Origin of the sequence: Robiginitalea myxolifaciens, from assembly GCF_900115205.1 — a bacterium.
Classification (GTDB): Bacteria; Bacteroidota; Bacteroidia; order Flavobacteriales; family Flavobacteriaceae; genus Robiginitalea; species Robiginitalea myxolifaciens.
This window is the reverse complement of record NZ_FOYQ01000001.1, coordinates 1,227,396-1,250,802: the sequence shown is the minus strand read 5'-3', so window position 1 is coordinate 1,250,802 and position 23,407 is coordinate 1,227,396. Positions and strand designations below refer to the sequence as shown.

The window sequence follows — 23,407 nt, the reverse complement described above, 5'->3', positions numbered from 1 at the left end:
TTTTATTGTATTTCGATGAAATTCCAAAACCGACTGTGGAGTCGGTTCCGCAACCTTTGGTCGAAACCCTGGGTAAAATTATTAGGGCCAAGCCCTCCATTTTTTCCGTCAAAAGGTCAATTCCTTGATTAATTTTACGACGAACTGATGCGAAACCGACCAGACGGTCGGATAGTGGAATCGATAAAAGGTAAAATGCAAGGCAACTGGCCAGATAAAAAGCAATGCGGATTGATCCTCTCGGGGGGTGGAGTTCGGGGGATGGCCCATATCGGGATCCTGGAAGTATTAAAGGAGTACGAATTACAACCTCATTGGGTTTCCGGAAGTAGTGTGGGAGCCCTGATCGGAGCCTTGTATGCCCAGGACGCTTCCTCAAAGGAAATGCTGGCTTTTTTTAAGAATACCCCCTTGTTCCGTTACAGCTTTTTTAGCCTGAGTAAACCGGGACTCCTCAATACGGACCGCTACTTTGATTTGTTTAAGGCACAATGGCCTGAGAACAGTTTCGAATCCCTTCGCAGACCCCTCTATGTAGCAGCAACCGATTTGCTCAATGGGGATGTCGTATACTTCCACCAAGGGGAACTTATCCCCGCCTTATTGGCTTCTGCGGCACTTCCCCCGATTTTCAGCCCGGTTCAGATCGGTAAAGGTCTATATGCCGACGGCGGGATTATGGACAATTTTCCGCGCTCCCCCCTGGAAGAACACGTTGAATTCCTGGTGGGAAGTAATGTTTCCGTAATTGAGACCGTGGAAAAGAAGGCCATAAGCTCCTCGTTTCAATTGACCAATCGCACAACAAGCCTGATGCTCTATGCGATCAACAAAGAGCGGATCATAAAAAGCGACCTGCTTTTTGAGCCCTTAAACCTCGAGAAGATCAACGTATTGGACAAAGCGGGAATCGAAAAGGCCTATCAGATCGGGAAAGACTATGCCCGAAAGGTCATGGACGACTACCTGAAAGACCAGGCTAGTTAGCTTGTACCCCCAGAAAATACTATACGTCGTCGTAATCTACGCGAATAGATGGGGAGGTTGGATGCGCCTGGCAGGTGAGCACTAACCCCTCCTCGATTTCCGAATCGGTCAGGATCTGATTTTTGGCCATGGTTGCCTTCCCTTCGGAGATTTTGGCAATACAGGTACTACAAACTCCACCCTGGCAGCTGTAGGGGGCATCGATACCCGCCTCCAGTATGGCGTCGAGGATGCGATCCTTGGCATCCATTTCCAAAGTGGTTTCCTGTTCGTCCAGGATTACGCTAACCCGGGTCATCCCCTCGCTAACTTCAGAAAGATCGGCTTCGGATTCGCTACTGGTAAACAGTTCATGCAGGATTTTGGATTCTGGGACTCCTGAGTTTTGCAAGCTGGATTCCACCTCGCGAATCATCGGCTCGGGACCGCAGAGGTAAAAGCGATCGATCTCCCAATCCGCATGTTTATTCTTCAGGACGTAGTTTACGGTACTGTTTTCTATCCGGCCAAAGAGGGCATTATCCTCCCGGTCGCGGCTGTAGGTATGGTAAAGAAAAAACCGATCGGAATATAAATCGGTTAATTCCTGGAGTTCTTCGCGGAACATGACGCTTTCCGTACTTCGGTTCCCGTAGACCAGCACTACCCGAACATCCGGATCCGATTGGAGCGCCTGCTGAACTATACTCATAATCGGGGTAATACCACTTCCCGCAGCGAAGGCGGCAAGGGTTTGTATCCCCTGACCCGACTCGTAAGTAAAGCGACCCTCCGGAGGCATCACCTCCAGGGTATCCCCGGACTGCAGGGAATCATTGGCGTAAACAGAAAATGTACCATCTGGTACTTTCTTGATTCCTACACTCAGGGTATCCGTTCCCGGAACAGAACACAGGGAATAGGCGCGTCTTACTTCCTTTCCTTCCAATTCGGTCTTCAGGGTTATATACTGTCCTGCCGAAAAGGCAAAAGTGCCTTTTTTGTCTTCTGGGAGTAGGAAAGATACTTCGACAGCATCGGGTGTTAATCTGCGAACTTGAGAAACCCGCAAGGCATGAAAATCGCTCATAGCATAAAAAAATATGTGCAAAATTAAGCATCCTCTTGCTTTTGCAGGCCCGTTTCCCCTAATTTTAGCTCAGCTGTAACATTTTGATGCAGTTTGCTACCAATAGCCTGGAAAACAACCTTTCCTTAAGCACCGACCAACTATGTTCCGACATTTTATCCGCCTGCAGTGGTTATCCTTTGTGCGCTCTGCCTCGTTTAAAACCGAAATTTGGTTCAAAATTCTGATGGCGCTTGGAGCCCTCTACTTCATAGCCGTCTTTCTGGCCATGGGGGTTGGCGCCTACTTCATTATTGAGAAAGCAGAATTGGGGGACCCCCTTCGCGTGGTTAACCGATTTATGATCTATTACCTGGTTATGGATTTGTACTTACGGTACATGCTCCAGAAAATGCCGGTAATGAATATTCGACCGCTGCTTTACCTGCCTATTCGCAAAGGAGTAGTGGTGCGCTTTGCCCTGGGCAAAACCCTGTTTTCATTTTTCAACATTTCGCACGCCTTTTTCTTCGTGCCTTTTTCCATTGTCCTGATCACCCAGGATTATCCACCGGTACAGGTATTGGGCTGGCATCTGGCCATGTTTGCCCTGTTTTACCTGAATAATTTCCTCAACGTACTGATAAACAATGTCGACCGCATTTTTTACCCGGTTGTTGTAGTAGTTACCCTATTGGCGGTAGCCCAGTACTATGGCTGGTTCGACATTACGGTTTACACCGCACCGATTTTTGACCTCTTCTACGATATACCGCTTACAGCCATTATACCTTGGGTGCTGCTCGTAGTCGCCGCATGGGCAGCCTTCCACTATTTCAAAGGGAAGATGTATCTGGACGGCGGCCTGGCAGTTAAGACTGCCGAGGGGAAAACAGAAGATTACGCCTGGCTCAACCGCTTTGGCAACCTGGGAACCTTCCTGAAAAACGATATCAAGCTTATCAAGCGAAACAAACGCTCTAAAACCACGGTACTGGTTAGTTTCTTATTCCTATTCTACGGGATGCTCTTCTTAACCGGCGCCATGGAGGTATACAAGGGGCCGGTCTGGCAGATTTTTGCCGGGATATTCGTTTCCGGTGGTTTCCTGTTCACCTTTGGGCAGTATGTGCCGAGTTGGGACAGCGCCTACTATCCGCTGATGATGAGCCAGAATATCAAATACCGGGAATACTTGAATTCCAAATGGTGGCTTATAGTAATTGCCACGGCGATCAGTACCATCCTGGCTGCATTTTACCTCTATTTCGGGTGGAAGGCCTATCTGGCAGTTGTGGTTGGCGCCATTTATAATATCGGGGTGAACTCCCATCTGGTACTCTGGGGCGGGGCCTATATTAAGACCCCCATAGACCTGACCACCAATAAAAAAGCGTTTGGGGATAAGCAGGCCTTCAATGCCAAAACCCTGCTGTTGACCATTCCGAAACTCCTTTTGCCCTTAGTGGTTTTTTGGGTAGGTAGTCTTATTTGGAACGAGACCGCAGGCTTTATAGCTGTCGCCCTTTGCGGGGTGATCGGATTTGCCTTCAAGGATCGGGTATTCCGCCTGATCGAAAAAATTTATAAGAAAGAAAAATACAAAACACTGCTGGCGTACAAGCAGGGAAAATAAACTAAAGTACAATGATACAAGTAGCTACTTTAAGCAAAGTTTACGGGAAGCAAACCGTATTGGATATTGAGTCACTGGAAATCCCGCAAGGCCAGAGTTTTGGGCTGGTGGGGAACAACGGCGCCGGGAAAACCACGCTTTTCAGTCTCTTGCTGGACCTGATCAAACCAAGTACCGGGGAGATCCGAAACCAAGATATTGTAGTTCAGCAAAGTGAGGGGTGGAAACCCTTCACCTCCGCCTTTATCGATGAGAGTTTTCTGATCGGATACCTGACGCCAGAGGAGTACTTCTACTTTATCGGGGAGCTGCGCGGTGCATCCAAGGCCGATGTCAATGCACTGCTTTCCGGCTTTGAAGACTTTTTCCATGGGGAAATCCTCGGCCAGCGCAAGTATTTACGCGATTTATCCAAGGGGAACCAGAAGAAAGTTGGTATTGTGGCGTCCTTTATCGGAAATCCCAAGGTAGTCATCCTCGATGAGCCTTTTGCCAACCTGGATCCTACCACCCAAATCCGCCTGAAGAAAATCATCAAGGAATTGGCGGCTAATCGAGAAGTTACTGTGCTGGTTTCCAGCCACGACCTGATGCACGTTACTGAGGTTTGCGAACGAATTGTGGTTCTTGAGAAGGGGAAAATTGTCCGGGATATTCAAACCACTCCGGAAACCCTGAAAGAACTGGAGCAATTCTTTGACAAGTCCGTAGCGCTATAAAGGCCCTGGAATCGTCCGTACCTGCGGAATTTATCCGTTAAAAAGCATACTAAATCCCGGGAATTCAAGTTAAGGTATCAAACGAACTTGAGGGAATCTTGAATTATTTAAGGGCTATTGGGGCTTGCCTGCTTATCGGGGCATTATTTTTTGCGAGTTGTTCTACGAAGAAAGATGCCTTCGTAAACCGCAACTGGCATGCCCTTACCACCAAGTATAATGTCCTTTATAACGGGGAGCTCGCCTTTGAAGCCGGGCGGGAACAACTCCGACAGGATTATCGCGATAACTACTGGGAAATCCTACCCGTGGAGCGGTTACAGGTCAGCGGCCAGGTAAAGCTGGATTCCGAGGACAACAACCCCAACTTTTTAAAAGCAGAGGAAAAGGCCACCAAGGCCATCCAGAAGCACAGCATGGAAATCGAGGATCGGGAGCGCAACCCGCAGACCGATGAAGCCTTTCTCCTGTTGGGCAAAGCGCGTTATTTCGATGAGCGCTACATCCCAGCAATTGAAGCCTTTAACTACATCCTGAGGAAATACCCCGATAGCGATAAGCTCAATGAAGCAACTATCTGGCGGGAGAAAACCAATATCCGCCTGGGGTATCCGGAACTGGCCATCAAAAATTTGAGGCGACTTTTCTATTTCGAAGAAGTCGAGGATCAGGATTACGCCGATGCCCGCGCCATAATGGGGCAGGCATTTCTGGACCTGAATGCCCCGGATTCTGCCCTGCGTGAGCTTAAAACCGCAGCTGCTTATGCCCGGAAAAAAGAGGAAAAGGCCCGTTACCTCTTCATTATCGGCCAACTCTACAATTCCCTGGACCACAAGGATAGCGCCAACCTCGTCTTTGACCGCATCATTGAGATGAACCGGAGAATACCCCGGGTGTATCTGGTAAATGCCCACTTAAAGAAGATCGATAATATTGAAATCAACCCGGAGAACCGGGATTTTGTGGAAGAATACCTGGAGGAACTGGTCGAAAACCGGGAGAATCGTCCGTTTTTGGATAAGATCCACCGGCAGCGCGCCCTGTTTTATGCCGATACCGACCGAGACAGCCTTTCTCTGGCTTCCTACGATAAAAGCCTTCGGGCTACCCAGCAAGACCGGGTTATCAACGCCTTGAACTACAATGACCTGGCCGATTATTATTTCGACGAAAACAGTTACCGCAATGCGGGAGCCTATTACGACAGCGTCTTACTGAACCTCGATGAAAATACCCGTAAGTTTCGGGCCATCACCAAAAAACGGGAGAACCTGGACGACGTGATCAAATATGAGGAAATCGTCCAGTATACCGACAGCGTACTCCGACTTTATGAAATGAGTCCGGAGAATCGAACGGCTTATTTTGAGCAATATGTAGATTCTTTAAAAGCTTTCGATGCCGCAGAGGCGGAAAAGAAGGAGCGTCGCGCCAGTGCCGGCTTTGAGGCCTTTGCCCAATCGAGCGGGGGCAAACAAAACAAGGGGAAATTCTACTTCTACAATATCACCAGCCTGGGATATGGTAAAACCGCCTTCCGCAACCAATGGGGGGAACGGCAGCTGGAAGACAACTGGCGTTGGAGTAATAAAGCCCGAACCATCCCCGACGAAGCTGTGGCAGGTACCGATGCGGCAGCCACAGGCAGCGAGGTAGTGCAGGATGAGCAGCGTTATTCGGTGGAGTATTACGTGAGTCAGATCCCGGAAGACCCGCTTGTGGCAGACAGTCTGCGCCAGGAGCGCAATTTTGCCAACTATCAACTGGGGATCATTTACAAAGAGAAATTCAAGGAGTTATTCCTTGCCGGAGGGAAATTGGAACTGGTCCTGCAACGAGATCCTCAGGAACGCCTGATCCTGCCCTCGAAGTACAATTTGCTCAAAATCTACGAGGAACTGGAGAGTCCGCTGGCCGCCGACATGCGCGAAGACATTATCAGAAATCATCCGGGCTCCCGATATGCAGCCATCCTCACCAATCCCGATATTCAGTTAGACGCCCTCGAAAACAGTCCCGACCGCCGCTATGCGGATCTGTATAAGGCCTACAGGGACCAGCAGTACTTGCAAGTGATTACGGGATCCGAGGAGAGCATAACCCAATTTACCGGGGATCCTATTGTGCCAAAGTTGGAATTGCTCAAGGCCAATGCCATCGGCAGGCTTCAGGGATTGCAGGAATTCAAGGAGGCCCTGAATTACCTCGCTTTGAATTACCCGAATACCGACGAAGGGAAAGAGGCGCAACAGATTGTAAGCGATCAGATACCACAAATGGAAGCCCTGGAACTCACCCCGGCACTCAGCGCTCCGGGAACGGCAAACTGGAAGGTCGTTTTCCCCTTTAAACGCGCCGATGACGAAACTGCTCAGAAGCTACGCGAACGGCTCGAGGAAGTCGTTAAAGACCTGAACTATAAGAATGCTGTTTCCAAGGACATTTATAACCTGGAAGACCAGTTTGTGGTAGTCCATGGCTTCCGCTCCAAGGACTTCGCTCTGGGCTTCGCAGAGCTTATAAAAAAGAACAAAGATTACCGGATTGATAATGAGAATTTTGTAATTTTATCTTCCAACTATAAAGTGGTGCAAATCCACAAGAACCTGCAGGATTATCTGCGGCAGGTTCAAACCCCAAAACCATAACGAGAATGTTTTCAGACAACAAAAAACCTAGAGCTATGAGCGAGATCGGCGGGCAACCAAATCGTATTGAGAAGAATACGAAAATCAAGGGCGACATTATTTCAGAGGCGGACTTCCGCATCGACGGGAAGTTGGACGGCAATGTAAAAACTTCGGGAAAAGTCGTCATCGGAAAGGATGGCTACATCCATGGAAAAGTAGAATGTGTAAACGCAGACATCGAGGGCAATTTTAATGGGGAATTACTGGTTTCCGATTTGCTTACCCTGAAAAGCTCTGCCGTTATTGAAGGAACAGTGCAGGTGAGCAAGCTGGCCGTAGAGCCAGGAGCGACATTCAATGCCTCCTGTAGCATGAAGGGTAAAGGAGCTCCGGCTGCCCCTTCCAACATGGGAATAAAATCTGAGCAGGTACGCAACACCGATGCCGGACGAGTCAAAGCTTCCTGATTCAGACCAACCGAAAAAAGATTCCACATCTTCGGGGAAAACACTGCGCAATGTAGCCGTGCTCTCCGGTATTGGAATCGAAATGGGCGTAATTATCTATTTAGCTGCACGAGGTGGTATGTGGCTCGATAATCATTATCAAACCGAAAAGCGCCTATTTACTGCTTGCTGCGTTTTACTGGGGGTTGGCATTTCGCTATGGGTAGTCCTCAAACAGTTGAGACGATTCAATACATAAATGAAATCCCTGCCTTTCCTCCTTAGATATACCCTGAGCCTGATTTTGGTGCTCGGTATTGCTTTCTGGGTACACACCACATGGCGATCATCGATCGGACTTACTTCGCTGGGAGATTTGTTGGTGCCGTCTTATCTTATCCAGGCAGCTTTGGCCCTGGGCATAGTAGCCGTACTCTATTTGTTGCGCCAACGGTTTAAAAATCTCCTGGGCTTTCTGTTTATCGCGGGAAGTTTGCTAAAATTCTTGTTCTTTTTCCTGTACTTCTATCCCCCCTACAAGGCAGACGGTCAGTTGGACGGAAGCGAGTTCGCAGCCTTTTTTGTTCCTTACGGCATTAGCCTTGTTTTAGAGACCGTTTTTGCAGCCCAAATGCTTCGTAGGCTTGAAAAAGATGACGAGGCCGGAAACGCGGTCTAAAGCCCTAAAATAAAACCCAATTGCTTTTTTCTTTTTAGAGGAATAGCTTACATTTGCAGCGATTTTCAGCGACCCCAAGAAAAGAGCACTATGCGAATGATCTTTCTGAGTAGAATTCTGGCCGTTTTTGCCCTGATTTTTACCTCTGTACTGTCGGCTAAAGATGCCGAGCCTTCAAATGGGGAGACCAAGGAAGGGATTAAGGCCGAGATAGACGCCTATATTGAGCACCACCTTCAGGATTCTCACGACTTCAACTTGTATTCCTACACCAATGATGCTGGCGAGAAAGTCCACGTTGGATTTCCGCTTCCGGTTATTCTTTGGGACGACGGATTAAAAGTGTTTTCTTCTTCTAAATTCCACCACGGCGAGACAGTTGCCGAAGTAGACGGCAATTATTACGTACTGCACCACGCGAAAATCTACAAGACGAATGCCGCCGGGGATCTTACTTATGATGAGGCACACCATCCGACAAATGCCAAGCCTTTGGATTTGTCGATTACCAAAAGTGTCTTTATGATGATTATTACCGGACTCCTGCTTCTGTGGTTGTTCGGAAGCCTGGCCCGCAGTTATGCAAAACATGGCGCCATTCCTAAAGGTCTGGGACGCTTGTTTGAGCCTATCGTATTATATGTCCGGGACGATATCGCCATTGCAAACATCGGCGAGAAGAAATACAAGCGGTACATGCCATTCCTGCTTACGGTATTCTTCTTTATCTGGTTCCTGAATATGTTTGGACTTACCCCGCTGGGGGTTAACGTAACTGGAAATATTGCAGTTACCACAGCCCTGGCTATCCTGGTTTTCCTCCTGACCAATTTTACAGGAACGAAGGATTACTGGAAACACATTTTTGATCCCTTAGGAGATGGAATGCCCTGGTATGGGAAAGCCATCATCTATATTATTCTGGTCCCGATTGAAATCCTCGGGATCTTTATCAAGCCGTTTGCCCTACTGATTCGTCTTTATGCAAACATGACTGCAGGTCACGTGGTACTGATGAGCCTTATCGGATTGATATTCATATTTAAGAGTTGGATAGGGGGACCTTTGTCATTTGGACTTAGTTTCGCCATTTCACTGATCGAGGTCCTGGTGGCCTTGTTACAAGCGTACATATTTACAATGCTGGCGGCGCTTTACTTTGGCTTTGCCTCAGAAGAGCACGAGCATGACCACGATCACGATGAAGCCGAATTGGCCCATTCGTAATCGGATTTTTGAATTAGGATTGTTTAATTTTTAATATATAGTTTATGGAAATTCCAAGTGTAATAGGTGCAGGTCTGGCTGTAATTGGAGCTGGTATCGGTATCGGAATGATCGGTGGACGCGCCATGGAGGCGATTGCCCGTCAGCCCGAAGCCTATGGGAAAATTCAAACAGCGATGCTGATTGCAGCGGCGCTTATTGAAGGTATTGGTTTCGCTGCGATTTTCGCAGGGTAATTCACTACGAAAAAGACGTCAGCCCCAACGGTTGGTTGGGGTTGCCGTTTTAACGGAATCCATAATAGATAGTAAAACATGGAAAAGTTAATCAACGAATTTTCGGCTGGTCTATTCTTCTGGCAACTCATACTCTTTGTTCTGCTGCTGCTTTTGCTTCGGAAATTTGCCTGGAAGCCAATATTGAATGCAGTCAATGAGCGGGAGGAAGGAATTAAGAATGCCCTTGCCGCAGCGGAGGACGCTAAAAAAGAGATGCAGAATGTTACTGCAGACAGCGAGAAGCTGCTTCGCGAAGCTCGTGCTGAGCGCGAGACAATGCTCAAGGAAGCCCGCGAAATAAAAGATAAAATGATCGCAGATGCCAAAGCCCAGGCCCAGGCAGAAGGCGACAAAATTGTTGCTGCCGCTCAGCAGAGCATCGAAGGCGAGAAGAAAGCAGCAATTGCCGATATCAAGAATCAGGTTGCTGAATTGTCAGTAGAGATTGCTGAAAAAGTCCTCCGCAACGAGTTGGACAATAAAAACAAGCAATTAAAGCTGGTCGACGATTTGGTAAGCAACATCAAACTCAAGTAAATCATGAGCGAAACACTAGCTGCATACCGCTACGCCAAGGCCGTTATGGACCTGGCTGTGGAATCCAAGCAGGCCGATGCCCTGGAGAAGGATATGCGCCAGGTTCGCGAGGCGATTGCCGAGAGTGAAGACCTGCGGGACCTCCTTGGGAATCCGGTGGTGAATACTGCCGAAAAACTCAAAGCGCTCAAAGCTGTCTTTGCCGGTGCAAAGCCCATGACCCAAAAATTATTCGACGTCCTTGGGGAGAACAAACGGATCGGCTTGCTCGATACCGTTGCCCATCAGTTCATTTTGCTCTACGAGAAAATGCAGGGACAGGACGTAGCTCTGGTAACGACTGCAGTTCCGCTGAGCGCGGCGCAGGAAAAGAGCATCCTCAGTCAATTAAAGAAAATTACAGGCAAGGAAACGAGCCTTAAAAACGAGGTGGATCCTGAATTAATCGGAGGCTTTGTACTCCGGGTAGGCGATCTGGAATACAACGCCAGTGTTGCCGGGAAACTGGACCACCTGAAAAGAGAATTAATTAAGCGATAAAAATGGCAGGAATTAAGGCCGCTGAAGTTTCAGCAATTTTAAAGAAGCAGTTATCCGGATTTGAAGGAACCGCTACCCTGGACGAAGTAGGAACCGTACTTCAGGTTGGTGACGGTATTGCCCGCGTTTACGGACTTTCCAATGCACAATACGGCGAGCTCGTAGAGTTCGACGGAGGCCTGGAAGGAATTGTACTGAACCTGGAGGAAGACAACGTTGGGGTTGTACTGCTCGGACCATCCAAAGAAGTTGTGGAAGGTGCCAGCGTAAAACGTACCCAGCGCATTGCTTCGATCAATGTCGGTGAAGGAATCGTAGGTCGTGTTGTAGACACCCTGGGTAACCCCATCGATGGTAAAGGTGCCATTGCCGGAGAAACTTTCGAAATGCCTCTGGAGCGCAAGGCCCCTGGAGTAATATATCGTCAGCCAGTAAACGAGCCCCTACAAACCGGGGTAAAAGCGGTCGACGCCATGATTCCGATCGGTCGTGGGCAGCGTGAGCTGGTTATTGGAGACCGTCAGACAGGTAAGACTACCGTTTGTATCGATACCATTATTAACCAGAAGGAGTTCTACGATGCCGGGGAACCGGTATACTGTATTTATGTTGCAATAGGACAGAAAGCCTCTACCGTTGCCGCTATCGCCAAGACCTTGGAAGACAAAGGTGCCCTTGCGTATACTACTATCGTAGCTGCGAATGCTTCCGACCCTGCCCCAATGCAGGTGTACGCTCCCTTTGCCGGAGCGGCGATCGGGGAATACTTCCGCGACACCGGACGTCCTGCACTGATCGTATATGATGATTTGAGCAAGCAGGCGGTTGCATACCGTGAGGTATCCCTGCTGCTGCGTCGTCCACCGGGGCGTGAGGCCTATCCTGGAGACGTATTCTACCTTCACTCCCGTCTGTTGGAGCGTGCTGCAAAAGTTATCAATGACGATAGCATTGCCGCAGAAATGAACGACCTGCCGGAGACTCTGAAGAAAAAGGTTAAAGGAGGAGGATCACTTACCGCACTTCCAATTATCGAAACCCAGGCGGGTGACGTATCTGCCTATATTCCGACCAACGTAATTTCCATTACCGATGGTCAGATCTTCCTGGAGCAGGACCTCTTTAACCAGGGGGTTCGCCCTGCGATTAACGTGGGTATTTCGGTATCCCGTGTTGGAGGATCTGCACAGATTAAATCCATGAAGAAAGTGGCCGGTACGCTGAAACTCGACCAGGCGCAGTTCCGTGAACTCGAAGCCTTTGCCAAGTTCGGATCTGACCTGGATGCCGCTACCCTGAACGTCATTGAAAAAGGACGTCGTAACGTGGAGATTCTGAAGCAGGCACAAGGAGATCCTTTTACGGTAGAAGATCAGGTTGCGATTATTTATGCCGGTTCCAAGAACCTGCTTCGCGACGTACCCGTAGATAAGGTGAAGGAATTTGAGGCCGACTATCTGGAATTCCTTGGAGCTAAGCACCGGGATGTTCTCGATGCCCTCAAGGCCGGGAAACTGACCGACGAAGTAACCGATACCCTGACCGCTGTTTGTAAGGACCTCGCCAGCAAGTACCAGGCGTAAGTTCTCAAAGCACAAAGGTTTAACCGGTAATAATTAAGCGCAAAGCAATATGGCAAACTTAAAGGAAATACGCAGCAGAATCTCCTCGGTGTCCTCCACCATGCAGATCACTTCTGCCATGAAAATGGTTTCCGCCGCAAAGCTTAAAAAAGCGCAGGATGCGATAACCGCAATGCGGCCGTATGCCGATAAGCTTACGGAGTTATTGCAGAGTTTGAGCGCCAATCTCGACGGAGACAGTAGCAGCCAGTATGCCGTAAACCGCGAGGTGCGCCGTGTGCTTGTAGTGCCTGTTTCCTCTAACAGGGGATTGTGCGGTGCCTTCAACTCAAATATTATCAAGCAGAGTGTTGCGCTGGTACAGGGCAAGTATGGAGATTGTGAGGTGGAATTCCTGACTATTGGAAAGAAAGCCCACGATATCCTGGCCAAAAGGCATACCATCGTTGCTGACCACAGTAGCGTTTTTGACGACTTGACATTTGAAGCGGTAGCCGCAATTGCCGAGGAACTCATGGAGCATTTTGCCAGTGGGAATTACGACAGAATTGAACTGGTTTATAACAAGTTCAAGAATGCCGCCACGCAAATCGTAATGACGGAACAATTCCTCCCTATTGAGCCAGCAGCCGATGCCGATCAGACGCCTGCCGATTATATTTTCGAACCTTCCGAGGCCGAAATCGTAGAGCAGTTGATCCCAAAATCCCTGCGCACCCAGTTGTATAAAGCCGTTCGGGACTCCTTTGCCAGTGAGCACGGGGCGCGAATGACTGCAATGCACAAAGCCACGGATAATGCAGGAGAGCTGAAAGAACAGCTTACCCTGACCTACAACAAAGCGCGTCAGGCAGCGATCACCAACGAGATCCTCGAGATCGTGGGAGGAGCAGAAGCTTTGAACGGATAGTAAAATCCGAAATCCCTGAAACAGGGAATCGACATAAATTTGAAAACCCGGAGCACAGGCTCCGGGTTTTTTTATGCCTTAAATAATTTCGGGATGTAACATTTTCCAAGCTGTGGTTTCAAAAGGGGGAATTAAAAATCATAAACCATGAAAATTCGATTGACCCTTCTTACTTGTTTCCTGATTGCAGGGCTGAATGCCCAATCCAGCTCCTTTAAAGCTGAAGTTACCGGTAGCGGTCCTCCCATTGTCCTGATCCCGGGATTTACCTGCGGCGCTTCCGTATGGGATACCACGGTCCAGGCACTTTCTTCCAAATACCAATGCCATGTACTAACCCTGGCGGGCTTCGATGGGCAGCCTCCTATTGAGTTTCCGTGGTTGCCCCAGATAAAGGACGATCTCAAAACCTACTTAGCAGCTAACGAGCTCGAGAATCCCGTAGTTATCGGGCATAGTTTGGGCGGGACCCTGGGCCTCTGGTTGGCCGCTGATGGGGTAGGGCTGTCCAGGCTTATCATTGTAGATGCGCTTCCTGCAGCAGGCGCCCTGATGATTCCTAATTTTGATCCCGATCAACTCGCTTACGACAGCCCCTGGAACAACCAGCTCCTGCAAATGGACGAGCAACAGTTTGCCGCTATGGCCGGCCAGATGGCGAGTGGAATGAGCGCTAACCCTGAGGTTCACGGCCAATTGAAAGATTGGATAATCGAAGCCGATCGGAAGACTTATGTATATGGGTATACGGATTATCTGAAACTCGATTTAAGGGAAGCCCTGGAGCAGATATCTATTCCGGTGGATATCCTGGCGGCCACCCTGCCGTTCGGGGAAGACACGGCGCGGCAAAACTACGAGCAGCAGTACGCCAAACTACAGGACTATCGCCTTACTTTTATAGCTGATAGCTCCCATTTTATCATGTACGACCAACCGGAAGCCTTTCAGCAAAACCTCAAGAGCATCCTCAACTACTAATTCATGGACCGCACGGAATTCAACGAGCTCTATCAGGCCGAATACATTCGGATTCGCCGAATATGCCTGGGATATGCCGGCGGGGACGACAGTGTGGCCGATGAACTGACCCAACAGGTATTTATCGCGGTCTGGGAAAACCTTCCGAAGTTTCGGGGAGACAGCCAGCTCGCCACTTGGATGTATCGAATTGCTGTGAATACCTGCTTGAACTACCTGCGGAAAGTCCGGCGACAACGCGAAGTACGCCTGGAGCCGGAATTTCTCAAGGATTCAGCCTCGGAAGGCGAGCCTTCTTCAGAAACGGATCAGCTGCGGCAACGCCAATTACAGTGGTTGTATCGCATGATTCAGGAGCTGACCCCTATGAACCGAACAATAATATTGCTAGAACTGGAAGGACTGCCTCAAAAGGAAATCGCCAGTATTTCCGGGGTTTCACACACAGCTGTGAGAACCAGGCTCCACCGGATAAAAGCAGACCTTCAAAAACGTATGCAACATGAAAAATTTTGATGATTTACAGTCTTCCTGGCAAGAGCAGGAGCAACCTGGCCCCAAAAAAGAGGGGGTAAAATCCATACAGGATAAGGTGGGTAATTTACGACGGTCTTACGTCAGCACCCTGCTCATCCTAACGGCTACCCTGGTGGGGATTGCTATTTTCTTTTACTACTTCGGGGTACGGCTCAACGGCCCGATTCCAACACCTGTCCTCCTGATGACCGGGGCCCTCGCGATTCGTATAGCAGCCGAGCTCTTCGGTAAAATTGAGTTAAAGAAGATCAACCCCGGCCAAAGCGCAATAGCCTATAGGGGTCGCCTGAGGCGATTTTATAGCCAGCGCAGATGGGTTCACCTGCTGCTGACACCGTTGTCCTTGCTGGCTTACTGCTATGGTTTTATCTTATTGATTCCCTTTTTTAAAGATGAGGTATCCCGCGGGTTTTACCTGTACATCATTATTTCCGGAATCGTTTTCCTGCTATTGCTCAGCTGGATAATAATCCGACAGGCCCGGGAAGAACTGTCCTTACTCAGATCAATGGAAAAGGAGCAGCAGGGGGAAGAGCACCTGAAGGACTGAAGTGCATCCTTCCGACAGTAGAATACCTTCCAAAATATTTAGAATTACCCGGGCAAGCTGCCCGGGTTTTGTTTTTGGCATCACTTTTGGATAGCTTTAATAAAGCTTTGAACCATGAATTTCGGAATTGATCATAAGAGCCTTGCCCTGCTGGCCATGATTTTAGGACTTGCGAGCTGTGCCTCCCAGAACGCCCTGGTCCAGGACCCGCCATTTTCGGTGTCCGAACCTCAGGTGGTATACTGGACTGCGGGTCGCGAAAGAGGGGGTAGCGGTATGGAACTAAGCATGCGCTGGAATCCCCATGAGCCATTAGCTTATGGCCTGGACACGCTCTATTTCAGGGGTCAGGCCTTGATTCCCACAATCCAGGATACCGAAACCGGGATGCGATTGACTGTTTCCGCGGAGAATCCTTCGCGTGCAAAACCGGATATGATCATGGATGCCGATTCCCGGAAAGAAGTGGGAAACCAGCCTCCAATGCCGTTAGATTCCGAGGTAAGTATTCCTTTTGAACTAAAAGCGGATGAAGCCATCCTTGTCTATCACAGAAAATCAGACGGGGAACGATTTTATTACAGGATTTCCGGTATTAAGGAAAAACCCGGCCGAATTCCTCCTTCGCGTCAATAAGACAAACCCCGGCAGGCTTCCCGCTTCGAATACTATCAAGACGGCTCGTATAACTTTGCCGAAACACCCCTAAATGCCTAATTTAGGTGCAGATCTAACACGCGCTGCGGTTGAAGCTTTTTCAGAAACTTTTCCGGCAAACATTTATCTATGGCCTCGCCACTGTCTTGCCGCGGATGCTTTCCTTCCTGCTTGTTCCCCTGTATACGGCGGTAATGCCACCGGAACCTTATGGCGAACTCTCCCTGGTTTTTGTCTGGTTTGCCATTTTTAATGTCATCCTGGCCTATGGGATGGAAACCGCATTCTTTCGCTTTTTCAATAAAGAAAACGATTCGGAGAAGGTGCTGACAACCTCATTATTGGCCCTGACAGGATCCACGCTGCTCTTCGCCTTACTGGCCTTTTTGGTAAGAGCCCCTCTGAGTGATTTCCTGAACTTTGACCCTTTATATTTTGGATATTTCATTGTGATCCTGGCCCTGGATGCCCTGGTAATCATTCCATTTGCCCGGCTTCGGGCCGAGGAAAAACCAGGGATCTACGCGATGGTTAAACTGGCCAACGTCAGTGTTAACATCGGCTTTAACCTGTTCTTCCTCCTGGCGCTACCTAAGTTGGCGGCCGAGGATCCACAAGGGCTTTGGGGAAGCCTGTATCAGCCTAATTACGAGATCAATTACATCCTGATTTCCATGGTAATCGCCAGTGGGATTACCTTGCTTATTCTAAGCGGGAATTATCTCCGCCGGCAATGGGTATTCGATCAGGCGTTACTCCGGCGGATGCTGCGCTATGGTTTCCCGGTCATGATTGCCGGCATTGCCTTCACCATCAACGAAGTTTTTGACAAATACCTCCTGAGCGAACTCCTTCCTTCCGATATCGCCAAGGCAGAAATGGGAAAGTATGCAGCTTGTTACAAACTGGCGATGTTCATGACCTTATTCGCTACGGCATTCCGACTGGGGATTGAACCTTTCTTTTTCAGCCATGCAAATTCTGAGAATCCCAGACGTGCCTACGCCCAGATCACGAATTATTTCGTAATCCTGGGCAGCGTTATTTTCCTGGCCGTAGTAGTCTTTGCCGACGTGCTCAAAGTGCTCTTCGTTCGTGACGAGGCCTATTGGGATGCGATGTCGGTGGTTCCCATCCTGCTTTTGGCAAGTTTTTTCCTCGGGGTATATCACAATTTGTCGGTTTGGTATAAGGTAACCGACCGAACCCGGTATGGAGCCCTGATATCCCTGGTGGGTGCCGCACTTACCATTGCGATAAACCTGATTTTTATACCCGAATACGGTTATTTTGCTTCGGCCTGGGCTACTCTTGCCGCGTATGGCAGTATGATGCTGTTGTCCTTTGCCCTGGGCAAACGCTTATATCCCATTCCCTACAACCTGCGTAAAATAGGCTTCTATCTGGGGCTATCCGTCTTGTTTGCAGCCCTTTCCTTTTACGTATTTAACAGAAACTTGGTAGTAGGCCTGGGACTACTTTTACTATTTTTGGGATTGGTATATCGCATGGAAAAAGAAGTCCTGCTCAAGTTAATTCGATCTAAATGAAGGTAAGGATCATCAATAAATCCGGATTTCCGCTTCCGGAATACCAAACCGCGGATTCTGCTGGGATGGATCTCAAAGCAGTATTGGAGGCGCCCGTTGTCTTAAAACCTCTGGAGCGAAAACTTATCAAAACCGGCCTTTTTATTGAGCTTCCCGGAGGATATGAGGCGCAGATCAGGCCCCGTAGTGGTCTGGCATATAAGCAGGGGATCACCGTTCTCAACAGCCCCGGGACCATCGATGCCGATTACCGGGGAGAAATTGGTGTGATTCTTGTGAACTTAAGTCAGGAGGAAGTACAAATAGCTCCTGGGGAGCGTATCGCACAAATGGTTATCGCCCGATACGAACAGGCGCAATGGGAACCGGTAGCGATTCTGGAGGAAAGCTCTCGGGGAGCCGGGGGTTTTGGCAGTACAGGAAAGCAATAAGCAGTACAGGAAAGCAAGAATTTTCACGTGAAAAAGAAGATAACAGCCTGGTGCACGGCCGTTTTGTTTCTTCTGGCAGGTAATTTACCAGCTCAGGAGGAGCAACCCAGTGCTGAACTTTTCCTCGAATCGTACACCGATCTGTTCCAGGAAAAATTCTTTGAAGCCCTGAAACAACGCGGGATCGAAAATTATGATCGCGCGGAGGCGCTCTTACTGGAGTGTAAACAAATGCAGCCCGACAATCCGGTGGTCGATCATGAATTAGGGAAGGCCTTATACCACCAGCAGCAGTACGCAGCCGCGGAACCCTATGCCATTGCAGCGGTCAACAGGGCGCCATCGGAATACTGGTATCTGCACTCACTAATGGAGATCTTATCGGCATCTTATAAAACCGAAGCCTCCCTGGACGGGGTTATTGCGCTGGACATGCCCGACATTCGACTGAATCTCGGCAAATGGTATTTGCAACGTGCAAAGGGAACCAAAGCGCTCGAGTACTTGGAGGATTTGCCGCAAACTACCCAAATACGAGTGTTACAGGAGAAAGCGCGCACGCTTACGGCCCTTTCGGCTGGAAATAGTAACCCGGCAGCGGCCCAGCCTAATAATGGTGTAAATGCAGCCAACAACAATACGGCAGATCAGCTAACGAATTATCGCATTCAACTCACGAAAAAGCTTGGGGAAGGTTTTTGGGAGGATGCCCTTGAGATAGCCATGGAGGCCGTGGAATCCTATCCCTTGCAACCCGACTTTTATCTGGGGATGGGCCAGTCGCTGGCCGGTATGGGCCAGTATTCCAGGGCAATTGACCGCTTGAAAGAAGGAGAAATCCTCCTGCTGGGCTCCGATGGAATAGCTCAGGAATTTTATAAGACCTTTGTGCAGGTATACACGGCGATGGGAAATAGTGAGAAGGCCGCGTTTTACGCTAAAAAATTAAATCCTCAAGGCGAATGAAAAGGTTTAATAAAGCCGTTATGATAGTTGCTTCCCTGCTGGTTCTGGCGGGTTGCCGCTCCAAAGCTATTCTTGGCGGAACGGAGGTAAACCAGGCATTGAGTGCCAAGCAGGTGGTCCGGAACCACAGTACCGGGGCTACGGATTTCCAGTTTCTCAGCGGTAAGTTGGGGATTGATTATTCCGATGGGAAGGAATCCTCAAGTGTCTCCGTAAGCCTGCGGATGAAAAAGGACGAGATTATCTGGCTGAGTGCTCCCCTGGGAGTGGTCAAGGTCTATATCACCCCTACCCGGGTTTCCTACTACAACAAATTGCAGAACGAGTACTTCGATGGCGACTTTGAATTCCTAAGTGGCTTTTTGGGTACTGAAATAGATTTTCCAAAACTTCAGAACCTCTTGCTGGGCCAGGCGATTGTTGATCTGGGGGACGGGAAATATGAACTCGATTTTACTTCGGAGGCCTACCGCTTAACCCCCAGAAACGCCGATGTATTTTCGAAAATGATGTTTCTGGTCGAGCCCCAGAACTTTAAACTGGCCGCCCAAATGCTGGCCCAACCCATGCAAAAACGGGCCATGGAGGTACAGTACAAAAGCTACCAGAAAGTAGCTACCGAGGTATTGCCGCAAGCGGTAGCCATAGATGCCGTATCCGAATCGGGGACGGTCTCCATAGCCATAGACTACCGGCAGTTAGAATTGAATCGGGAATTGCGGTTCCCCTACCGAATTCCTAACGGATATACCGACATTTCTGCAGAATGAGCACTGGAAAGGGTGTCATAGTATTCTTGGTGACCGGGTTCTTACTATTCCTGGGCACTACCGACTCCCTGTATGCCCAGCAAAAAGAACAGCAAGCGCTGGAGGCGAAAAAGCAACAACTCGAACGTGAGATCCGGGAGGTGAACCGTTTGTTGTTTGCAGAACGCAAGCAAAAGGGAAGCGTCCTGGATCAGATGGAAGCCCTGGACCAGAAGATTAGCCGACAACAACAGCTCATCCGCATCACCAATCAGCAATCCAACCTGCTCAATCGCCGGATCAATGCGAACATTCGCAACATCAGCACGCTCAGGGAGGAACTCGAGCATTTGAAGGCCGATTATGCGGCCATGATTCGCAAATCCTACCAGAATCGATCCAAGCAGAACAGAATGCTCTTTCTGCTTTCCTCCGAAAGCTGGAGCCAGGCCTACAAGCGGCTGGAGTACATGAAGCAATACACCCAGTTCCGCAAGGAGCAGGGGATGGAAATTCAGGCGAAAACCGATACACTAACTCGCTTAAACCAGGAACTGACCCGCCAGCGCAAAGAAAAAGAGTTGCTGATTGCACAGAATCGAAGGGCAAGGGATCAAATGATGGCTGAGGTGGGTCGGCAGAAGGAATTATTGAAATCGATCCGGCAGAACGAAAGCGCTTATACTGCCCGAATCGAAGAAAAACAAAAGGAAGCCCGTGAAATAGACCGTCAGATAGATCGTCTGATCCGTTCGGCCATTGCGGCTTCGAACCGCAGCAGTACTTCCCGCTCGAATAGTGCTGCCCGTTTTGCCCTGACCCCGGAAGCCAGTATAGTAGCCAGTAATTTTTCGGCCGCTAAGGGTAAATTGATCTGGCCTGTAGAGAAAGGCATTAAAAAACAGGGCTTTGGAATCTATGCAGATGCGGTTTATCCCGGAATCAAGCACCAGAGCAATGGGGTTATTATTGCTACAGACCAGGGAGCCCGGGCCCGGGCTGTTTTTGAAGGGGAGGTCATAGCCATCCTCGCTGTACCCGGGGGCAATAAAGGGGTACAGATAAAGCACGGGAATTTTATCAGTACCTACTACAACCTTTCTGAACTCTATGTAAAGAAGGGCGATAAAGTAAAGGCCAAAGAGGAGCTGGGCACTATACATACCAATCGGTCTAATGGACTAACACAACTGAAATTTTATCTATACCGGGACGTAACACGCTTGAATCCAGAGGAATGGATATTTCAACTATAAAATATAACGATGAGTACAATAACTGATTTACAGGGGTCTTTTACCTTAAACAACGGGGTCGAAATGCCCTATTTTGGTCTGGGCGTGTATCTGGCCGAGACCGGGGGAGAGGTGGAACAGGCCGTGCATTGGGCTTTGGAGGCGGGCTATCGCCATATCGATACCGCCAGTATTTACCGGAACGAAGCGGGAGTAGGCAAGGCCCTTTCTGAAAGCAATGTCCCCCGCGATGAGGTCTTCATCACCACTAAAGTCTGGAATGCCGACCAGGGATTTCAAAGTACCCTGGATGCATTTCAAGCTAGCATGGACCGACTTCAGTTAGATTATCTGGACTTGTACCTTATTCACTGGCCCGTAGCCGGGAAATACAAGGAAACCTGGAAGGCCCTGGAACAGCTTTATCGCGATGGGAAAGTCCGGGCAATTGGCGTGAGCAACTTCATGATCCAGCATCTCAAAGACGTAATGGACGGCGCTGAGGTAGTTCCCATGGTAAATCAGATGGAATTCCACCCGTATCTCATACGCACCGATCTCCGGGAATTTTGCCAGCAGCATCACATTCAATATGAAGCCTGGTCCCCCCTCATGCAAGGGAAGGCATTTGACTTGCCTGAATTGAAGGCACTAGCAGACAAATACGGGAAAAACATCGCCCAGGTATTACTGCGATGGGATCTGCAAAAAGGAGTGATTACCATTCCAAAATCCACCAAACAGCATCGGATTGTAGCGAACAGCGACATTTTTGATTTCGAAATTTCCCCGGAAGATGTAGCCCAACTCGATGCTATGGACCGGGATCAGCGGTTTGGACCGGATCCGGATAATTTCGACTTCTAAACACTTGAAGGAACTACCCCGAATGGGTTAGTCCATGAATAATGCCTTGAGTTCTGTGGCATCGTGAGGCTTCATTTTGCCTGCTAGGACCAGGCTGAGCTGCTTTCTTCTCAGGGCAGCTTCGAAACGCTCTTTTTCCAGTTGGGTTTCTGGAACCAATGGGGGAACTTCGGTAGGAACACCGGCGTCGTCTACGGCAACAAAGGTATAAATGGCTTCATTTGCTTTGGTGCGCTCCCCACTGAAGCGATCTTCCATCCAAACGTCGATAAAAACCTCCATGGAAGTTCGAAAGGTGCGGGAAATGGCAGCTTCTATGGTGACTACGCTTCCCAGTGGAACTGAACGATTGAAAGCGACATGGTTCACTGAAGCCGTTACCGTAATGCGACGACTATGGCGTCGGGCAGCAATACTGGCTGCGCGGTCCATTCGGGCCAATAGTTCTCCCCCGAAAAGGTTATTCAGTGGGTTGGTTTCGCTGGGCAATACCAAATCGGTCATTACCGTACGGGAATCGCTCGGAGTTTTCGCTTTCATACTGAAAATTTGGGCAAAGATACGCCTTACTATCGTTGCGAGAGCAACCAGGCGTCCTGGGATACTTGCTGCTTTATTTCCTTAAGCTTCTCGAGGGCTTCTTCGGCCTCGACGTAAGAACCATAAGCCACCTGGTGAAGCCCGTAAGCATTCTCACCAATATAACGGGCGTCAAAACCACGGCGTTTTAATTGGCGGATTTTCTTTTCGGCATTCGCCCGAACGCGGAATGCGCCGGCAATAATGTGGTGCCTTGCTTCGAAAATTTCAGGTGCCGGTGCTTCCTCCTGAACAACCTCCAGCGTTAAAGTGGGAAGTTCCAGGGGATTATTGGAAAAGAAAGTAGCTTCCTGAATTTGGCGGGTTACCTCTTTCTGGGCCTCGGCGCGCACCTGGGCGTCATTTACTTTAAAGTCCTGGTTAAACGTATAGGCCGACACCCCTGCGGTTAGGGCCAGCAAAGCGATAGCGGCATATTTAAACACAGGATGAAGCCCCACAATCTTGCGGCGCTCTGGTGTAAAGGTAAATGGGATGCGTTGCTCCACCTCAGCAACCTCTTCCTTCAGGACCTCGCGGATAACCGGATTCGCCCGAACGGGACTGAGTCCGAAAGAAGCCGTTAGGAAGTTATTTTTCTCCTCGGGCTCAAACAGCAATTTCCCTTCCCCGTTTCTGCGGAATATTCCCAATGGGAACATGCGCAAAGTCCCTTCCCTTCTCAGGGTCCGGGACCAAAGGCTGGCCAGTTGCTCCAGCTCTGCGAGAACTTCCTCGTAGGTCTTGCCCTCTTCCCTGGCGATATGAGAGACCAGGAGTCCGTCATTGGTCTGGAGTTGGCTGTTGAAGGATACCGTTTTCGAGGGTGGAAAGAAGGTATTGCTATCGGCTTGCAGGAAGGCCGGTTTAATTTGTGTGAGGAACGCACCAAAAGAAGGCACCACCACGCATTGGTAGCGGTACAATAGAGCTTCTATGTGTTGCGCGGCGTTCATCAACACAAATATGGGAAAATTTTAAGGCTATTTGCAAACCGCACGGGGCTCAATTATTAACAGATTCTTTACATCCAACGCTTCAAAATGAAATTAAGTGCTTGATAAACAAATTATTGCGCTAAT

The 23,407-nt window shown here is 49.2% G+C and carries 26 protein-coding genes; 23 read left to right on the top strand and 3 right to left on the bottom strand.

The annotated features are described in order from the left end of the window. The first annotated feature begins 147 nt into the window (after window positions 1-147). Window positions 148-987 carry a patatin-like phospholipase family protein gene (locus BM318_RS05530; protein ID WP_245759749.1) on the top strand — a complete coding sequence of 280 codons (840 nt, stop codon included), beginning with the start codon at window positions 148-150 and terminating at the stop codon, window positions 985-987. A 19-nt stretch (window positions 988-1,006) separates the two neighbouring features. Here the strand turns inward: BM318_RS05530 and BM318_RS05525 are convergent, their stop codons facing one another. Further along, complete coding sequence (locus BM318_RS05525; RefSeq protein ID WP_092981341.1) at window positions 1,007-2,056, bottom strand: ferredoxin--NADP reductase; 1,050 nt, start codon at window positions 2,054-2,056, stop codon at window positions 1,007-1,009. A 142-nt stretch (window positions 2,057-2,198) separates the two neighbouring features. On the opposite strand from BM318_RS05525, the gene BM318_RS05520 reads away from it, so the two are divergent. From BM318_RS05520 to BM318_RS05415, 22 genes are all read left to right on the top strand, one after another. Next, window positions 2,199-3,671, top strand: a complete 1,473-nt coding sequence (locus BM318_RS05520) for a DUF5687 family protein (RefSeq protein WP_092981340.1) — start codon at window positions 2,199-2,201, stop codon at window positions 3,669-3,671. Between the two features lie 11 nt (window positions 3,672-3,682). After that, window positions 3,683-4,390 (top strand): ABC transporter ATP-binding protein, encoded by a 708-nt coding sequence (locus BM318_RS05515; protein ID WP_092981339.1) that lies wholly within the window; start codon window positions 3,683-3,685, stop codon window positions 4,388-4,390. Window positions 4,391-4,488: 98 nt separating this feature from the next. Continuing rightward, on the top strand, window positions 4,489-7,041 hold the full coding sequence (gene porW / locus BM318_RS05510; protein WP_245759748.1) for a type IX secretion system periplasmic lipoprotein PorW/SprE: 2,553 nt from the start codon (window positions 4,489-4,491) through the stop codon (window positions 7,039-7,041). Window positions 7,042-7,046: 5 nt separating this feature from the next. Continuing rightward, the gene (locus BM318_RS05505) at window positions 7,047-7,490 is read left to right on the top strand and encodes a bactofilin family protein (RefSeq protein WP_245759747.1); all 444 of its coding nucleotides are present in this window, start codon (window positions 7,047-7,049) and stop codon (window positions 7,488-7,490) included. Next, entirely contained in the window at window positions 7,465-7,728 is a 264-nt protein-coding gene (locus BM318_RS14525; protein WP_092981337.1) for an AtpZ/AtpI family protein, read from the top strand. Before BM318_RS05505 ends, BM318_RS14525 begins: the two co-directional genes overlap by 26 nt. Beyond that, a complete protein-coding gene (locus BM318_RS05495; RefSeq protein WP_092981335.1) occupies window positions 7,729-8,148 on the top strand; it encodes a DUF6168 family protein in 420 nt (139 codons plus the stop codon). It abuts the gene before it with no gap. A 90-nt stretch (window positions 8,149-8,238) separates the two neighbouring features. Next, window positions 8,239-9,375: a F0F1 ATP synthase subunit A gene (gene atpB, locus BM318_RS05490; RefSeq protein WP_092981333.1), complete on the top strand. Its 1,137-nt coding sequence runs from the start codon at window positions 8,239-8,241 to the stop codon at window positions 9,373-9,375. 44 nt (window positions 9,376-9,419) lie between these two features. Beyond that, window positions 9,420-9,611: an ATP synthase F0 subunit C gene (gene atpE / locus BM318_RS05485; protein ID WP_092981331.1), complete on the top strand. Its 192-nt coding sequence runs from the start codon at window positions 9,420-9,422 to the stop codon at window positions 9,609-9,611. A gap of 78 nt (window positions 9,612-9,689) precedes the next feature. Continuing rightward, a complete protein-coding gene (locus BM318_RS05480) occupies window positions 9,690-10,190 on the top strand; it encodes a F0F1 ATP synthase subunit B (RefSeq protein ID WP_092981329.1) in 501 nt (166 codons plus the stop codon). 3 nt (window positions 10,191-10,193) lie between these two features. Beyond that, entirely contained in the window at window positions 10,194-10,730 is a 537-nt protein-coding gene (gene atpH / locus BM318_RS05475) for an ATP synthase F1 subunit delta (RefSeq protein WP_092981327.1), read from the top strand. Between the two features lie 2 nt (window positions 10,731-10,732). Beyond that, on the top strand, window positions 10,733-12,313 hold the full coding sequence (gene atpA / locus BM318_RS05470) for a F0F1 ATP synthase subunit alpha (protein WP_092981325.1): 1,581 nt from the start codon (window positions 10,733-10,735) through the stop codon (window positions 12,311-12,313). 49 nt (window positions 12,314-12,362) lie between these two features. Beyond that, window positions 12,363-13,223, top strand: coding sequence for an ATP synthase F1 subunit gamma (gene atpG, locus BM318_RS05465; RefSeq protein ID WP_092981323.1), 861 nt, complete (start codon window positions 12,363-12,365; stop codon window positions 13,221-13,223). Between the two features lie 147 nt (window positions 13,224-13,370). Beyond that, window positions 13,371-14,204 (top strand): alpha/beta fold hydrolase, encoded by an 834-nt coding sequence (locus BM318_RS05460; RefSeq protein ID WP_092981321.1) that lies wholly within the window; start codon window positions 13,371-13,373, stop codon window positions 14,202-14,204. A gap of 3 nt (window positions 14,205-14,207) precedes the next feature. After that, on the top strand, window positions 14,208-14,720 hold the full coding sequence (locus BM318_RS05455; RefSeq protein WP_092981319.1) for an RNA polymerase sigma factor: 513 nt from the start codon (window positions 14,208-14,210) through the stop codon (window positions 14,718-14,720). Further along, window positions 14,707-15,291, top strand: a complete 585-nt coding sequence (locus BM318_RS05450; protein ID WP_092981292.1) for a hypothetical protein — start codon at window positions 14,707-14,709, stop codon at window positions 15,289-15,291. Before BM318_RS05455 ends, BM318_RS05450 begins: the two co-directional genes overlap by 14 nt. Window positions 15,292-15,405: 114 nt before the next feature. Then, window positions 15,406-15,927, top strand: coding sequence for a hypothetical protein (locus BM318_RS05445; protein WP_092981290.1), 522 nt, complete (start codon window positions 15,406-15,408; stop codon window positions 15,925-15,927). A gap of 110 nt (window positions 15,928-16,037) precedes the next feature. Then, on the top strand, window positions 16,038-17,498 hold the full coding sequence (locus BM318_RS05440; RefSeq protein ID WP_092981288.1) for a lipopolysaccharide biosynthesis protein: 1,461 nt from the start codon (window positions 16,038-16,040) through the stop codon (window positions 17,496-17,498). Further along, window positions 17,495-17,929, top strand: a complete 435-nt coding sequence (gene dut / locus BM318_RS05435; protein ID WP_092981286.1) for a dUTP diphosphatase — start codon at window positions 17,495-17,497, stop codon at window positions 17,927-17,929. The genes BM318_RS05440 and dut overlap by 4 nt, the downstream gene beginning before the upstream one ends. Window positions 17,930-17,956: 27 nt before the next feature. Then, the gene (locus BM318_RS05430) at window positions 17,957-18,895 is read left to right on the top strand and encodes a tetratricopeptide repeat protein (protein WP_092981284.1); all 939 of its coding nucleotides are present in this window, start codon (window positions 17,957-17,959) and stop codon (window positions 18,893-18,895) included. After that, window positions 18,892-19,665, top strand: coding sequence for a lipoprotein insertase outer membrane protein LolB1 (locus BM318_RS05425; protein ID WP_092981281.1), 774 nt, complete (start codon window positions 18,892-18,894; stop codon window positions 19,663-19,665). Before BM318_RS05430 ends, BM318_RS05425 begins: the two co-directional genes overlap by 4 nt. After that, complete coding sequence (locus BM318_RS05420) at window positions 19,662-20,900, top strand: murein hydrolase activator EnvC family protein (protein WP_092981279.1); 1,239 nt, start codon at window positions 19,662-19,664, stop codon at window positions 20,898-20,900. Before BM318_RS05425 ends, BM318_RS05420 begins: the two co-directional genes overlap by 4 nt. A 9-nt stretch (window positions 20,901-20,909) precedes the next feature. Further along, window positions 20,910-21,746 (top strand): aldo/keto reductase, encoded by an 837-nt coding sequence (locus tag BM318_RS05415; RefSeq protein WP_092981277.1) that lies wholly within the window; start codon window positions 20,910-20,912, stop codon window positions 21,744-21,746. A gap of 27 nt (window positions 21,747-21,773) precedes the next feature. Here BM318_RS05415 and BM318_RS05410 read toward each other — a convergent pair whose 3' ends face one another. Both BM318_RS05410 and BM318_RS05405 read right to left on the bottom strand, forming a co-directional pair. Continuing rightward, window positions 21,774-22,286 carry an acyl-CoA thioesterase gene (locus BM318_RS05410; protein ID WP_092981276.1) on the bottom strand — a complete coding sequence of 171 codons (513 nt, stop codon included), beginning with the start codon at window positions 22,284-22,286 and terminating at the stop codon, window positions 21,774-21,776. A gap of 29 nt (window positions 22,287-22,315) precedes the next feature. Next, window positions 22,316-23,281, bottom strand: a complete 966-nt coding sequence (locus tag BM318_RS05405; protein ID WP_092981274.1) for an HU domain-containing protein — start codon at window positions 23,279-23,281, stop codon at window positions 22,316-22,318. Window positions 23,282-23,407: the final 126 nt, after the last annotated feature.

Excerpts from the sequence above, each read along its gene's own strand:
- BM318_RS05530 (WP_245759749.1), top strand. The coding sequence starts at position 148 with ATGCGAAACCGACCAGACGGTCGGATAGTGGAATCGATAAAAGGTAAA.
- BM318_RS05525 (WP_092981341.1), bottom strand. The coding sequence starts at position 2,056 with ATGAGCGATTTTCATGCCTTGCGGGTTTCTCAAGTTCGCAGATTAACA.
- BM318_RS05520 (WP_092981340.1), top strand. The coding sequence starts at position 2,199 with ATGTTCCGACATTTTATCCGCCTGCAGTGGTTATCCTTTGTGCGCTCT.
- BM318_RS05515 (WP_092981339.1), top strand. The coding sequence starts at position 3,683 with ATGATACAAGTAGCTACTTTAAGCAAAGTTTACGGGAAGCAAACCGTA.
- BM318_RS05505 (WP_245759747.1), top strand. The coding sequence starts at position 7,047 with ATGTTTTCAGACAACAAAAAACCTAGAGCTATGAGCGAGATCGGCGGG.
- BM318_RS14525 (WP_092981337.1), top strand. The coding sequence starts at position 7,465 with ATGCCGGACGAGTCAAAGCTTCCTGATTCAGACCAACCGAAAAAAGAT.
- BM318_RS05495 (WP_092981335.1), top strand. The coding sequence starts at position 7,729 with ATGAAATCCCTGCCTTTCCTCCTTAGATATACCCTGAGCCTGATTTTG.
- atpB (WP_092981333.1), top strand. The coding sequence starts at position 8,239 with ATGCGAATGATCTTTCTGAGTAGAATTCTGGCCGTTTTTGCCCTGATT.
- atpE (WP_092981331.1), top strand. The coding sequence starts at position 9,420 with ATGGAAATTCCAAGTGTAATAGGTGCAGGTCTGGCTGTAATTGGAGCT.
- BM318_RS05480 (WP_092981329.1), top strand. The coding sequence starts at position 9,690 with ATGGAAAAGTTAATCAACGAATTTTCGGCTGGTCTATTCTTCTGGCAA.
- atpH (WP_092981327.1), top strand. The coding sequence starts at position 10,194 with ATGAGCGAAACACTAGCTGCATACCGCTACGCCAAGGCCGTTATGGAC.
- atpA (WP_092981325.1), top strand. The coding sequence starts at position 10,733 with ATGGCAGGAATTAAGGCCGCTGAAGTTTCAGCAATTTTAAAGAAGCAG.
- atpG (WP_092981323.1), top strand. The coding sequence starts at position 12,363 with ATGGCAAACTTAAAGGAAATACGCAGCAGAATCTCCTCGGTGTCCTCC.
- BM318_RS05460 (WP_092981321.1), top strand. The coding sequence starts at position 13,371 with ATGAAAATTCGATTGACCCTTCTTACTTGTTTCCTGATTGCAGGGCTG.
- BM318_RS05455 (WP_092981319.1), top strand. The coding sequence starts at position 14,208 with ATGGACCGCACGGAATTCAACGAGCTCTATCAGGCCGAATACATTCGG.
- BM318_RS05450 (WP_092981292.1), top strand. The coding sequence starts at position 14,707 with ATGAAAAATTTTGATGATTTACAGTCTTCCTGGCAAGAGCAGGAGCAA.
- BM318_RS05445 (WP_092981290.1), top strand. The coding sequence starts at position 15,406 with ATGAATTTCGGAATTGATCATAAGAGCCTTGCCCTGCTGGCCATGATT.
- dut (WP_092981286.1), top strand. The coding sequence starts at position 17,495 with ATGAAGGTAAGGATCATCAATAAATCCGGATTTCCGCTTCCGGAATAC.
- BM318_RS05425 (WP_092981281.1), top strand. The coding sequence starts at position 18,892 with ATGAAAAGGTTTAATAAAGCCGTTATGATAGTTGCTTCCCTGCTGGTT.
- BM318_RS05420 (WP_092981279.1), top strand. The coding sequence starts at position 19,662 with ATGAGCACTGGAAAGGGTGTCATAGTATTCTTGGTGACCGGGTTCTTA.
- BM318_RS05415 (WP_092981277.1), top strand. The coding sequence starts at position 20,910 with ATGAGTACAATAACTGATTTACAGGGGTCTTTTACCTTAAACAACGGG.
- BM318_RS05410 (WP_092981276.1), bottom strand. The coding sequence starts at position 22,286 with ATGAAAGCGAAAACTCCGAGCGATTCCCGTACGGTAATGACCGATTTG.
- BM318_RS05405 (WP_092981274.1), bottom strand. The coding sequence starts at position 23,281 with ATGAACGCCGCGCAACACATAGAAGCTCTATTGTACCGCTACCAATGC.